Below are 13,438 nucleotides of genomic sequence, written 5' to 3'. Positions count from 1 at the left end.
GATGGTCTGAAAAAATCCATACCCCAAAAAGTGCCCAAGTAATTAAGCACATTACAGGCCAGTGACTTCATAAAAGCCGGCGTTCAGAGTTTTCCTAGCTGTGATAGTGCTGAATACGTTCTGAATTCGAGTAGGGAATGGGGTTGTTAACCTACTCAGACTATTTGTACAACTGCGAGATTTCCTCGGCAAATATAAAAAACAGTCCCTTTAGCCGAAATGGACGACTACTCAAGGAAATAGAATATGCAGAACCGAAAGTTGCTTGTCCACCAGACCTTTGCCATCAGTGCTCTGTTATTGAGTACGGCCACTTCAGTGCAAGCGGCCGACTGGAGCGACAACTCTATTAGTTACTTGTATGGCACCCACTTCGCTGAGCCGGGTATCGATGGTCCGATAGCCAAGAATATAGTCGAGTTCACTCATGTTGATGGATACAAATACGGTAGCAACTTCCTCGACGTACAGGTGCTATTTTCCGATAAAAATGATCCAGCCGCCGGTGGCGACAACGGATCTACCGAGGTGTATGCGGTGTATCGCCATCAACTTTCACTCAATAAAATTTCCGGTCAGGATTTCAAATGGGGCCCCGTTCGGGACTGGTCACTATCGGGTGGCCTCGACTGGAACACCAAAAACACTACCTTCGCGCCAGCAAAACGCATGCTCGTCATCGGCCCGACTATCAATTTCGACGTACCAGGTTTCTGGGACTTGAGTGTGATGTACCGCTCCGAGACCAACCATAATGGCTTAGCGTTCGCCCAAGAGCACGATATCCGCTTCAACGACACTTACTACCTGGAAACTGCTTGGGACATTCCCTTCCAGCTCGGTTCGGTACCGCTCAAATTCAAGGGCTTTGCCAACTTCATCCCCCCCAAAGGCAAGGATGGCTTCGGGAACGACACCGTGAGCGAGACGCTCGTGCACGCCTCCTTACTTATGGACGTGGGCGAGCTCACTTTCGGCAAGAAAGATACCTTCTTTGCCGGGGTGGGTTACGAATATTGGAAGAACAAGTTCGGCAACAACTCTTCCAACACATCTGGCACCGAGGCCAATACGCCGTTTCTGAACTTTGAATGGCATCTGTAAGGCTCCCATCAGAAGGCACACTGTCTTACACTGACAGTTGCATCGAACTTATCCACTCCATGGATAATGACGGCACCGGTGCGTGGATCTCCGCGCATCGGCAATTCGGTATGCCAAGACGTAGCATCAGTAACTCTTTCGGAGCGACGAGGCCGTACTCCGCAACCAGACCACGGATCTGATTAGCGTTGGCCGTCCGCTGTTCAATTTAGACGGCTCGGATGCCATGCGTCGCCTGGAAATCTTGTTGTACGATGGTCTTGATGGCGGCGAAGCAGACGCTGGAACGGCTCATTGCCTCACAAATTACATCGGCATCGTTGGCGTCGTTCTTGTTGCTCTTGACGTACGGTTTGACGAACTGAGGCGCGATCAGCCTCACCCGAAATCGGGATCATGCCAAGATAAGGGAAAAACCAGGACTTTAGACCTATCACATTGATTTACCGAGATTTTTATGGATCGCTATTTCACATAAACAAAATACAAAATTCGGCCCCTTCTGCGATGGTTATAGGCCGCTCTTTCAATTAGCGGGCGGCCCATCCCTGGATTGACTGCCTAGAATAAGTAGCTGTACTTCCTCTGTGTGTCCGCTATGAGAGCCGTCCTCCCTTACAGGCAGTGAACGGCCATAAGCTGACACTCACACAGTCAAGCGATCCGGCTGCTCGCCTACCCCGGCACTCCAAAGGAACATCGTCGTCGAGTGGGGCAGTGGCGGGAGGTCGGTGGCGATAAACCCTACATCAGCTTCGTGCACCTGGATCTGGCAGCCACTCCCCATGCGCCGATGCGCCGTGTGCGTTTCGGTGGCAGCTGCGGGAGCTGGCATTGATCGATGAGCTTCAGGTGTTGCGAGAGGCCGGTGTGCAGCATATTGGCTTGCATCTGCGTCGTAGCGAACGACCGGTTGCCGGAGTTATTGAACAGATCGCTGAATACATTTTGCCGAAGTTTCACAACGATGCTGCTGGAACCAGGGATAGTCAATCGGCTTCCCTTTTTCGTCACGTCACTTTCCTGCGGACAAAACAAAACCCCTACCTGCATACGCAGATAGGGGTTTCGGAATTTAATCTTGACGATGACCTACTCTCACATGGGGAAACCCCACACTACCATCGGCGATGCATCGTTTCACTGCTGAGTTCGGGATGGGATCAGGTGGTTCCAATGCTCTATGGTCGTCAAGAAATTCGGTAGCCAGGTCGTGGGCCTTTTCAGGTTCACGCTCCAGCGAATGGGTAAGTGATAGTTTGGTGTTTTGTGAGTATCTCGAACTTTCGGTTCGTTTCGTCTTCACACACCGCAATCTGATGCTCTTTCGCTTTTCAGCTCAAAGCCTGCAAATTGCTTGGGTGTTATATGGTCAAGCCTCACGGGCAATTAGTATTGGTTAGCTCAACGCCTCACAGCGCTTACACACCCAACCTATCAACGTCGTAGTCTTCGACGGCCCTTCAGGGGACTCAAGGTCCCAGTGAGATCTCATCTTGAGGCTAGTTTCCCGCTTAGATGCTTTCAGCGGTTATCTATTCCGAACATAGCTACCCGGCAATGCCACTGGCGTGACAACCGGAACACCAGAGGTTCGTCCACTCCGGTCCTCTCGTACTAGGAGCAGCCCCTCTCAAATCTCAAACGTCCACGGCAGATAGGGACCGAACTGTCTCACGACGTTCTAAACCCAGCTCGCGTACCACTTTAAATGGCGAACAGCCATACCCTTGGGACCGGCTTCAGCCCCAGGATGTGATGAGCCGACATCGAGGTGCCAAACACCGCCGTCGATATGAACTCTTGGGCGGTATCAGCCTGTTATCCCCGGAGTACCTTTTATCCGTTGAGCGATGGCCCTTCCATACAGAACCACCGGATCACTAAGACCTACTTTCGTACCTGCTCGACGTGTCTGTCTCGCAGTCAAGCGCGCTTTTGCCTTTATACTCTACGACCGATTTCCGACCGGTCTGAGCGCACCTTCGTACTCCTCCGTTACTCTTTAGGAGGAGACCGCCCCAGTCAAACTACCCACCATACACTGTCCTCGATCCGGATAACGGACCTGAGTTAGAACCTCAAAGTTGCCAGGGTGGTATTTCAAGGTTGGCTCCACGCGAACTGGCGTCCACGCTTCAAAGCCTCCCACCTATCCTACACAAGCAAATTCAAAGTCCAGTGCAAAGCTATAGTAAAGGTTCACGGGGTCTTTCCGTCTAGCCGCGGATACACTGCATCTTCACAGCGATTTCAATTTCACTGAGTCTCGGGTGGAGACAGCGCCGCCATCGTTACGCCATTCGTGCAGGTCGGAACTTACCCGACAAGGAATTTCGCTACCTTAGGACCGTTATAGTTACGGCCGCCGTTTACCGGGGCTTCGATCAAGAGCTTCGCGTTAGCTAACCCCATCAATTAACCTTCCGGCACCGGGCAGGCGTCACACCCTATACGTCCACTTTCGTGTTTGCAGAGTGCTGTGTTTTTAATAAACAGTCGCAGCGGCCTGGTATCTTCGACCGGCATGGGCTTACGCAGTAAATGCTTCACCCTCACCGGCGCACCTTCTCCCGAAGTTACGGTGCCATTTTGCCTAGTTCCTTCACCCGAGTTCTCTCAAGCGCCTTGGTATTCTCTACCCAACCACCTGTGTCGGTTTGGGGTACGGTTCCTGGTTACCTGAAGCTTAGAAGCTTTTCTTGGAAGCATGGCATCAACCACTTCGTCACCCAAAGGGTAACTCGTCATCAGCTCTCGGCCTTAGACTCCCGGATTTACCTAAGAGTCCAGCCTACCACCTTAAACTTGGACAACCAACGCCAAGCTGGCCTAGCCTTCTCCGTCCCTCCATCGCAATAACCAGAAGTACAGGAATATTAACCTGTTTTCCATCGACTACGCTTTTCAGCCTCGCCTTAGGGACCGACTAACCCTGCGTCGATTAACGTTGCGCAGGAAACCTTGGTCTTTCGGCGTGGGTGTTTTTCACACCCATTGTCGTTACTCATGTCAGCATTCGCACTTCTGATACCTCCAGCAAGCTTCTCAACTCACCTTCACAGGCTTACAGAACGCTCCTCTACCGCATCACCTAAGTGATACCCGTAGCTTCGGTGTATGGTTTGAGCCCCGTTACATCTTCCGCGCAGGCCGACTCGACTAGTGAGCTATTACGCTTTCTTTAAAGGGTGGCTGCTTCTAAGCCAACCTCCTAGCTGTCTAAGCCTTCCCACATCGTTTCCCACTTAACCATAACTTTGGGACCTTAGCTGACGGTCTGGGTTGTTTCCCTTTTCACGACGGACGTTAGCACCCGCCGTGTGTCTCCCATGCTCGGCACTTGTAGGTATTCGGAGTTTGCATCGGTTTGGTAAGTCGGGATGACCCCCTAGCCGAAACAGTGCTCTACCCCCTACAGTGATACATGAGGCGCTACCTAAATAGCTTTCGAGGAGAACCAGCTATCTCCGAGCTTGATTAGCCTTTCACTCCGATCCACAGGTCATCCGCTAACTTTTCAACGGTAGTCGGTTCGGTCCTCCAGTTAGTGTTACCCAACCTTCAACCTGCCCATGGATAGATCGCCCGGTTTCGGGTCTATTCCCAGCGACTAGACGCCCTATTAAGACTCGCTTTCGCTACGCCTCCCCTATTCGGTTAAGCTCGCCACTGAAAATAAGTCGCTGACCCATTATACAAAAGGTACGCAGTCACCCAACAAAGTGGGCTCCCACTGCTTGTACGCATACGGTTTCAGGATCTATTTCACTCCCCTCTCCGGGGTTCTTTTCGCCTTTCCCTCACGGTACTAGTTCACTATCGGTCAGTCAGTAGTATTTAGCCTTGGAGGATGGTCCCCCCATATTCAGACAAAGTTTCTCGTGCTCCGTCCTACTCGATTTCATGACTAAGAGATTTTCGCGTACAGGGCTATCACCCACTATGGCCGTACTTTCCAGAACGTTCCGCTAATCTCAAAGCCACTTAAGGGCTAGTCCCCGTTCGCTCGCCACTACTAAGGGAATCTCGGTTGATTTCTTTTCCTCAGGGTACTTAGATGTTTCAGTTCCCCTGGTTCGCCTCTTAAGCCTATGTATTCAGCTTAAGATAACCATCTTATGATGGCTGGGTTCCCCCATTCAGACATCTCCGGATCAAAGTCTGTTTGCCGACTCCCCGAAGCTTTTCGCAGGCTACCACGTCTTTCATCGCCTCTGACTGCCAAGGCATCCACCGTATGCGCTTCTTCACTTGACCATATAACCCCAAGCAATCTGGTTATACTGTGAAGACGACATTCGCCGAAAATTCGATTCTTGCTCATAAAGAGCAACTCACAAATTTTACCTTAGCCTGATCCGTTACCAGTGAAAGTAACGTCCAGTCTATCTTTCTATCACATACCCAAATTTTTAAAGAACGATCTAATCAAAGACTAGAAATCAACATTCACCATCGTACAATGGAATGCTCATTTCTAAGCTCTCAACAACAGAAGCAGTTAGTGGTGGAGCCAAACGGGATCGAACCGTTGACCTCCTGCGTGCAAGGCAGGCGCTCTCCCAGCTGAGCTATGGCCCCGTATTTCTACAGGCGTTTCCCACACAAAATTGGTGGGTCTGGGCAGATTCGAACTGCCGACCTCACCCTTATCAGGGGTGCGCTCTAACCAACTGAGCTACAGACCCAATTTCGAGCTATAAGGCCGACCTCACCCTGCTCTCTACCACAGAGCATGGGGTGCGCTCTAACCAACCAAGCTACAACCCCTCAGGGCTGCTTCTTTATCGTCTTCTTCAATGAATCAAGCAATTCGTGTGGGAACTTATGGAGCAGCTGATGTCGTCGATTAAGGAGGTGATCCAGCCGCAGGTTCCCCTACGGCTACCTTGTTACGACTTCACCCCAGTCATGAATCACACCGTGGTAACCGTCCTCCCGAAGGTTAGACTAGCTACTTCTGGTGCAACCCACTCCCATGGTGTGACGGGCGGTGTGTACAAGGCCCGGGAACGTATTCACCGCGACATTCTGATTCGCGATTACTAGCGATTCCGACTTCACGCAGTCGAGTTGCAGACTGCGATCCGGACTACGATCGGTTTTCTGGGATTAGCTCCACCTCGCGGCTTGGCAACCCTCTGTACCGACCATTGTAGCACGTGTGTAGCCCAGGCCGTAAGGGCCATGATGACTTGACGTCATCCCCACCTTCCTCCGGTTTGTCACCGGCAGTCTCCTTAGAGTGCCCACCATGACGTGCTGGTAACTAAGGACAAGGGTTGCGCTCGTTACGGGACTTAACCCAACATCTCACGACACGAGCTGACGACAGCCATGCAGCACCTGTCTCAATGTTCCCGAAGGCACTCCGCTATCTCTAGCAGATTCATTGGATGTCAAGGCCTGGTAAGGTTCTTCGCGTTGCTTCGAATTAAACCACATGCTCCACCGCTTGTGCGGGCCCCCGTCAATTCATTTGAGTTTTAACCTTGCGGCCGTACTCCCCAGGCGGTCAACTTAATGCGTTAGCTGCGCCACTAAGAGCTCAAGGCTCCCAACGGCTAGTTGACATCGTTTACGGCGTGGACTACCAGGGTATCTAATCCTGTTTGCTCCCCACGCTTTCGCACCTCAGTGTCAGTATCAGTCCAGGTGGTCGCCTTCGCCACTGGTGTTCCTTCCTATATCTACGCATTTCACCGCTACACAGGAAATTCCACCACCCTCTACCATACTCTAGCTCGACAGTTTTGAATGCAGTTCCCAGGTTGAGCCCGGGGATTTCACATCCAACTTAACGAACCACCTACGCGCGCTTTACGCCCAGTAATTCCGATTAACGCTTGCACCCTCTGTATTACCGCGGCTGCTGGCACAGAGTTAGCCGGTGCTTATTCTGTCGGTAACGTCAAAACACTTACGTATTAGGTAAATGCCCTTCCTCCCAACTTAAAGTGCTTTACAATCCGAAGACCTTCTTCACACACGCGGCATGGCTGGATCAGGCTTTCGCCCATTGTCCAATATTCCCCACTGCTGCCTCCCGTAGGAGTCTGGACCGTGTCTCAGTTCCAGTGTGACTGATCATCCTCTCAGACCAGTTACGGATCGTCGCCTTGGTGAGCCATTACCTCACCAACTAGCTAATCCGACCTAGGCTCATCTGATAGCGCAAGGCCCGAAGGTCCCCTGCTTTCTCCCGTAGGACGTATGCGGTATTAGCGTCCGTTTCCGAGCGTTATCCCCCACTACCAGGCAGATTCCTAGGCATTACTCACCCGTCCGCCGCTCGCCACCAGGTACAAGTACCCGTGCTGCCGCTCGACTTGCATGTGTTAGGCCTGCCGCCAGCGTTCAATCTGAGCCATGATCAAACTCTTCAGTTCAAACATCTTTGGGTTTTTAAGAAACCCTAAACTTGGCTCAGCAATCGTTGGTTACATCTTTGATTTCTCGCGGAGTAACTTGTGATGCTGATAATCTTGTTGACTATCAGTCTGACTCCACAAGCACCCACACGAATTGCTTGATTCAGTTGTTAAAGAGCGGTTGGTTAAGATCTTTCGTCTCAACCGAGGCGCGCATTCTACAGCAGCCCCTGTTACTGTCAAGCGGTTATTTTAAGAAGTTTTCAAAGTTTCCTTTGTAACTTCAACCACTTGCGCTTTCGATCTCTCGTTAGCGGGAGGCGAATTCTACAGCGTTACTCGCTGCTGTCAACACCTCTTTTACACCGCTTTCGACCGAGAAGACCGAACCGTTAGAAGAGCCAAACAACCCCGCTCTTTCAACTCCTTCTGGGCTTCGATGACCTGAAGCAACTCGCTGCCGAAAACTGCGTAACTTATTGTTTACCAAGGAGTTTTCCGTTTCGACTGCGCCGGAAGTGGGGCGAATTATAGACGTCCAGAATCTGCCGTCAACACCTAATTACGCTTTTCTATAAGGATGTTCAAAATCGTTGCTATATATAGACGCGCCCGTAACGAATGCGCAGTATATTGCTCAACAACACTCTTGCTTTCTACTTCGGACGATGCCACGCAATGAATGACCAACCCCGCAGCCTTGCCTCGACTCTGTTTTCGGTTGGCCTGCTGTTGATAGCCATGGCATCGATCCAGTCGGGAGCCTCCCTTGCTAAAAGTATGTTCCCCATTATCGGCGCGCAGGGGACCACCACCCTGCGACTGATCTTTGCCAGCGTGATCATGATGCTGATACTGCGTCCCTGGCGAGCGAAGCTCACCGCAAAATCCCTGCGCACCGTCATCGTCTACGGAATGGCGTTAGGCGGCATGAACTTCCTCTTCTATATGTCCTTGCAAACCGTACCTCTGGGGATCGCGGTTGCGCTGGAATTCACCGGCCCACTGGCGGTAGCCATCTTTGCGTCACGTCGCGCGATTGACTTTTTGTGGATCGCCCTGGCTACCATCGGTTTACTGCTGTTAATACCTACGGGAGAAACGACTGCGGGAATCGATCTGGTAGGCGCCGGTTATGCATTGGGCGCGGGTGTCTGCTGGGCGCTGTACATTCTGTTCGGCCAAAAGGCCGGCGCCGACAATGGCGTGCAGACCGCGGCACTGGGGGTGATGATTGCGGCACTTTTTGTAGCCCCTATCGGCATCGTCCATGCTGGCGCCGCGCTGCTCACTCCCTCACTGATCCCCGTGGCCATCGCTGTCGCCATTCTGTCCACCGCCGTGCCCTACACGCTGGAGATGATCGCCCTCACCCGAATCCCAACCCGGACCTTCGGAACGTTAATGAGCATTGAACCTGCTATCGGCGCACTGTCAGGCCTATTGTTTCTTCATGAGTACCTCTCACTGTCACAATGGATGGCCATCATGTGCATCATTCTGGCTTCCATAGGCGCGACCATGACGATGGGGCGTGCGGCCAAGCCTGCAGTCGCTGCAGATTGAGACAGGATTTGACGAGGGTCTGGTATTTGCCGCGCAATTAGGCCATGTTTAGGCCCGTAACCCAGTGTCAGACATGGATTTTTCAGATAGGGATATCAGAACGCTTCAAGCGAAAGCGAATGCAGCCAGACCCGGGCGCAAAGATCCGGGACGCTATAAGGACAGCAATGAAACGAATTTTGATACTGATCGCCGTACTTGCGGTTGCGGGCTGCGCGGCGACATCGAAAACCCAGATAAAACACGGCAAGAAAGGGCTGCATATCAACTGTTCCGGGCTCTCATCATCCTGGGACAAGTGCTACACCAGCGCTGCCAACTCGTGCGCACCCAAAGGTTACAAGGTCATCGCCAAGTCGGGGGACGCCGTGGAGGAACCAGGCGATTACCCGTTCGGCCTCAACCCTGCCGGCTATACCAGCCGCAGCATGATTGTCATCTGCAAATAGGTTGATACCGCCTTGTCAGGTTCGTGGACCTGCAATCTGGCGGCCAATCTCATCGTAACTGGACTTCAGCACCGTGCGCTGGATGTCTGGCGTGGCCAGCATTCGTGCCACAACCAACGCACCGATACATTGCGACAGAATTGCCCATGCCAGGCTGTCGCTTTCCAGAACCCGCGCCCAACTCTGCTGAAGCCGACAAATCCAGTTCTCCGCCTGCTGACGAATCATCACGTCTGAGCGTGCAATTTCAGCCCCCAATGCCGGCAAAGCACAACCGGATTCCGGGTGCTCGACATGGGCCATGCTCAGGTAGCGTTTCAGGCAGCGCTCGAGCTTGTCACGATTCTGGTCCGCCCCTAAACGCTCCAGGCTTTGGCACAACTCACGCTCGACGATTGAGGCGAATAGTTCATCCTTCGAAGAAAAGTGACTGTAGAAAGCCCCGCCACTCAAGCCGATCGCCTTCATCAGACCGTCGACACCTACCGTTGAAAAACCTGACTTCTTGGCCGACACCGCACTGCTTTCAAGTAGTTTCTCTTTGGTTTCGAGTTTGTGATTGGCCGAGTAACGCATTGCCTTGCCCTCAGGATTGATCGCCTTGACGCTTGCCGAATCGTAGCATAACGTTCGTTTAGTTAACGATCGTTTAGCAAAGGGATCTACCCATGAATAACAAGAAAGTCGTACTGGTTGTAGGCGCAGGAGATGCCACAGGCGGCGCCATTGCGAAACGCTTTGCGCAGGAAGGATTTGTGGCTTGTGTCACCCGCCGCAGCGCGGACAAACTCCAGCCGCTGGTGGATACCATCAAGGCCGATGGCGGTGAAGCCCATGGTTTTGCCTGTGATGCGCGCAAGGAAGAGGACGTGATTGCGTTGGTCGAGCAGATCGAAAGCCAGATTGGCCCAATCGAAGCGTTCGTTTTCAACATCGGCGCCAATGTGCCTTGCAGCGTTCTCGAAGAAACCGCGCGCAAATATTTCAAGATCTGGGAAATGGCCTGTTTCTCAGGTTTTCTCAACGCTCGTGAAGTGGCCAAGCGCATGGCCAAGCGTCAACGCGGCACTATCTTGTTCACCGGTGCCACCGCAGGCATGCGTGGAGCAGCAGGGTTTGCGGCTTTTGCCGGCGCCAAGCACGGGATTCGCGCCCTTGCGCAAAGCATGGCTCGAGAACTGGGGCCAATGAACATTCACGTCGCCCACGTCGTAGTCGACGGTGCCATCGATACCGATTTTATCCGCGAGAGTTTCCCCGAGAAGTACGCGACCAAGGACCAGGACGGCATTCTCAATCCTGAGCACATCGCCGAGAACTATTGGTACCTGCACAACCAGCCCCGTGACGCATGGACCTTCGAGCTGGACCTGCGTCCCTGGAGCGAACGCTGGTAAACCCACCCTAAAATAATAAGCAGAGCGCATCGACCATGAGCAAAACCGTAGAGTTCTATTTTGACCTCGGCAGCCCAGCCACCTACCTGGCTTATACCCAGCTGCCGAAGATCTGCGAGCAGACCGACAGCCAGCTGATCTACAAGCCGATGTTGCTGGGCGGGGTCTTCAAAGCCACCGGCAACGCGTCTCCGGCAACCATCCCGGCCAAGGGCCGGTACATGTTTCAGGACCTGGATCGCTATGCCAAGCGCTACGGCGTGCCGCTGAAGTTCAATCCACACTTCCCTATCAACACCCTGATGTTGATGCGCGCCATCACCGGCATGCAGTTGCGCCATCCCGAACGCTTTCAGGCGTTCATCGATTGCCTGTTTCACGCGCTTTGGGTTGAAGGCCGCGACCTTGTTGATCCGGCGACTGTCGCGACAGTTCTGACACAGAACGGTTTCGATCCTAATGAGGTGCTGGCCCTGACTGCCGACGAGGAAGTCAAAGCCACTCTCAAGGACAACACAGAGACAGCCGTGCAACGAGGCGTATTTGGTGCCCCGAGCATGTTTGTCGATAATCAGCTGTTCTTCGGTCAGGATCGCCTGGACTTCGTCCTTGAAGCCCTGAGTTAAAACTCGACGACCACATGAGCCAGGCGCTCTATGAAGCGCCTGCACTCCAACCGATCAAATAGCCGCAGTGCGGGTGTTCAACCACTCAAGGGCTGCACCGTCGAGCAACGGGCTCAAGCGCTCGCGCACCTCGGCGTGGTAGGCGTTGAACCATTGTTTTTCGTCATCCGTCAGCAGCGACGGCTCCAGGCAACGAGTGTCGATCGGGCACAACGTCAGGGTCTCAAACTTCAGAAACTCACCGAATTCACTTGTGCCCGCCTCGCGGTTCAACACCAGGTTCTCGATCCGCACACCCCAGCGTCCCGGACGGTAAGTGCCCGGCTCGATGGAGGTGATCATGCCCGGCTGCATTGCAGTTTGTGGCGCGGCGGCGGCTTGGTAGGCGATGACCTGCGGGCCCTCGTGCACGTTGAGGAAGTAGCCGACGCCATGACCGGTGCCGTGACCGTAATCAACGCTTTCAGCCCAGATCGGCGCGCGGGCAATGGAGTCCAGCAACGGCGACAGAATGCCTTTCGGGAATTGCGCACGGGACAGCGCAATCACGCCTTTGAGCACCCGCGTGCAATCGCGCTTCTGCTCATCGGTCGGCGTACCGACCGGCACCATCCGAGTGATATCGGTGGTGCCGCCCAGGTACTGGCCGCCGGAGTCGATCAACAACAAACCATCGCCTTCGATCACCGCATGTTCTTCTTCGGTGGCGTGGTAGTGCGGCATCGCGCCATTGGCGTTGAATGCGGCAATGGTGTTGAAACTGAGCGACACGTACCCGGGACGTCGGGTACGCGCCGCCGTCAGGTGTTCGTCGATGGTCAGTTCGGTGATGCGCTCACGACCCAGCGCAGTGTCCAGCCAGGTGAAGAACTCGCATAGCGCCGCGCCGTCCTGCTCCATGGCCTGACGAATGTGCTCGGCATCGGCCAGGCTTTTTTGCGATTTGGCCAACGTCGTCGGGTTCAGGCCTTCGACCAGCTTCACGCCGCTATCCAGGTTATCCAGCAAGCCTGCGGTGACGCGCGCCGGATCGACTTGCAGACTCGCCCCGTTCGGTACGGCGCGCAAGGCGGCAGCCACTTCGCTGTAGTCGCGCAGGGTTACGCCGTCCTGTTCGAGGACTGCGCGCAGTTCGGTATCGACCTTGCTCAGGGCCACGAACAGGGTTGCCTGCTGCTGGCTGATCAAAGCAAAGGAAACAAACACCGGATTGAACGACACGTCGCCGCCGCGCAAGTTGAACAGCCAGGCGATGTCATCGAGGGTGGCGATGAAATGCCAGTCGGCACCGCGATCTTTCAAAACCTCACGCAGCTTGGCCAGTTTCTCGCCGCGGCTGACAGTCGCCTGAGGCGGCAGGTGTTGATAGATCGGTTCATTCGGCAGCGTCGGACGGTCGCTCCAGACTCCGCTCAACAAGTCGATGTCGGTGCGCAGGCGTGCGCCGCGTTCTTCGAGCTTGCCACCCAACGTACGCGCCGACGCCATGGCCATCACTGCACCATCTACCGCGACGACGCCGCCTTCAGGGGTTTGCTCGGCCAGCCAGTCCAGCGGGCCGGGTTGACCCGGTTGCAGCTTGACCAGTTCGATACCGCTGCCCTTGAGTTCCTTGGTCGCTTGTTCCCAATAACGGCTGTCGGCCCACACACCGGCAAAGTCCGGCGTAACAATCAGCGTGCCGACCGAGCCATGGAAGCCCGACAACCATTGCCGCCCTTGCCAGTAACCCGGCAGGTACTCCGAAAGATGCGGGTCGGCCGACGGCACCAGCAGAGCGTGAATGCCCTCCCGGCTCATCAGTTCGCGGGTTTGCGCCAGGCGTTGGGGCACCGATCCATTGATCGAAGGCTGCGTACTCATCGTGTCTCCTGCTAATCACTGCATCATTATTGTTGAGTGCCGATCAACGCCGGCACTTT

At 54.1% G+C, this 13,438-nt stretch carries 7 protein-coding genes, 2 tRNA genes, 3 rRNA genes and 1 pseudogene; 5 read left to right on the top strand and 8 right to left on the bottom strand.

Annotated features, from left to right (window positions below; genetic code table 11):
* The first annotated feature begins 246 nt into the window (after positions 1 to 246).
* Positions 247 to 1,104, top strand: a complete 858-nt coding sequence (locus tag ACYZT3_RS09565) for an outer membrane protein OmpK (protein WP_282382944.1) — start codon at positions 247 to 249, stop codon at positions 1,102 to 1,104.
* Positions 1,105 to 1,249: 145 nt separating this feature from the next.
* Here ACYZT3_RS09565 and ACYZT3_RS09560 read toward each other — a convergent pair.
* The 6 genes and pseudogenes from ACYZT3_RS09560 to ACYZT3_RS09535 all read right to left on the bottom strand — a co-directional run.
* Positions 1,250 to 1,486, bottom strand: a pseudogene (locus tag ACYZT3_RS09560) (IS110 family transposase); the annotation flags it as partial.
* Between the two features lie 697 nt (positions 1,487 to 2,183).
* A 5S ribosomal RNA gene (gene rrf, locus ACYZT3_RS09555) occupies positions 2,184 to 2,299 on the bottom strand.
* Positions 2,300 to 2,472: 173 nt separating this feature from the next.
* Positions 2,473 to 5,364: ribosomal RNA gene (locus ACYZT3_RS09550) — 23S ribosomal RNA — on the bottom strand.
* A 248-nt stretch (positions 5,365 to 5,612) separates the two neighbouring features.
* A tRNA-Ala gene (locus ACYZT3_RS09545) sits at positions 5,613 to 5,688 on the bottom strand.
* 30 nt (positions 5,689 to 5,718) lie between these two features.
* A tRNA-Ile gene (locus ACYZT3_RS09540) sits at positions 5,719 to 5,795 on the bottom strand.
* A 162-nt stretch (positions 5,796 to 5,957) separates the two neighbouring features.
* Positions 5,958 to 7,496 (bottom strand): 16S ribosomal RNA (locus ACYZT3_RS09535).
* The 16S, 23S and 5S rRNA genes sit together here with 2 tRNA genes alongside, the layout of an rRNA operon.
* A gap of 660 nt (positions 7,497 to 8,156) precedes the next feature.
* Here ACYZT3_RS09535 and rhtA point away from each other — a divergent pair.
* On the top strand, positions 8,157 to 9,044 hold the full coding sequence (gene rhtA / locus ACYZT3_RS09530; RefSeq protein ID WP_282380000.1) for a threonine/homoserine exporter RhtA: 888 nt from the start codon (positions 8,157 to 8,159) through the stop codon (positions 9,042 to 9,044).
* Between the two features lie 167 nt (positions 9,045 to 9,211).
* Entirely contained in the window at positions 9,212 to 9,493 is a 282-nt protein-coding gene (locus tag ACYZT3_RS09525) for a hypothetical protein (RefSeq protein ID WP_046049236.1), read from the top strand.
* A gap of 15 nt (positions 9,494 to 9,508) precedes the next feature.
* Here the strand turns inward: ACYZT3_RS09525 and ACYZT3_RS09520 are convergent, their stop codons facing one another.
* On the bottom strand, positions 9,509 to 10,069 hold the full coding sequence (locus ACYZT3_RS09520) for a TetR/AcrR family transcriptional regulator (RefSeq protein ID WP_462031958.1): 561 nt from the start codon (positions 10,067 to 10,069) through the stop codon (positions 9,509 to 9,511).
* A 92-nt stretch (positions 10,070 to 10,161) separates the two neighbouring features.
* Here ACYZT3_RS09520 and ACYZT3_RS09515 point away from each other — a divergent pair, with 92 nt between their 5' ends.
* Both ACYZT3_RS09515 and ACYZT3_RS09510 read left to right on the top strand, forming a co-directional pair.
* Positions 10,162 to 10,890 (top strand): SDR family oxidoreductase, encoded by a 729-nt coding sequence (locus ACYZT3_RS09515; protein WP_462031957.1) that lies wholly within the window; start codon positions 10,162 to 10,164, stop codon positions 10,888 to 10,890.
* A 35-nt stretch (positions 10,891 to 10,925) separates the two neighbouring features.
* Positions 10,926 to 11,516, top strand: coding sequence for a 2-hydroxychromene-2-carboxylate isomerase (locus ACYZT3_RS09510; RefSeq protein ID WP_449644186.1), 591 nt, complete (start codon positions 10,926 to 10,928; stop codon positions 11,514 to 11,516).
* Between the two features lie 54 nt (positions 11,517 to 11,570).
* On the opposite strand, the gene ACYZT3_RS09505 is transcribed toward ACYZT3_RS09510, so the two are convergent.
* Positions 11,571 to 13,379, bottom strand: a complete 1,809-nt coding sequence (locus tag ACYZT3_RS09505; RefSeq protein WP_282380012.1) for an aminopeptidase P family protein — start codon at positions 13,377 to 13,379, stop codon at positions 11,571 to 11,573.
* Between the last annotated feature and the right edge of the window lie 59 nt (positions 13,380 to 13,438).

It is taken from the genome of Pseudomonas sp. MDT1-16, from assembly GCF_054898115.1.
Note: the sequence above shows the minus strand (reverse complement) of the source record. Positions and strands in the feature narration are given on the sequence as shown.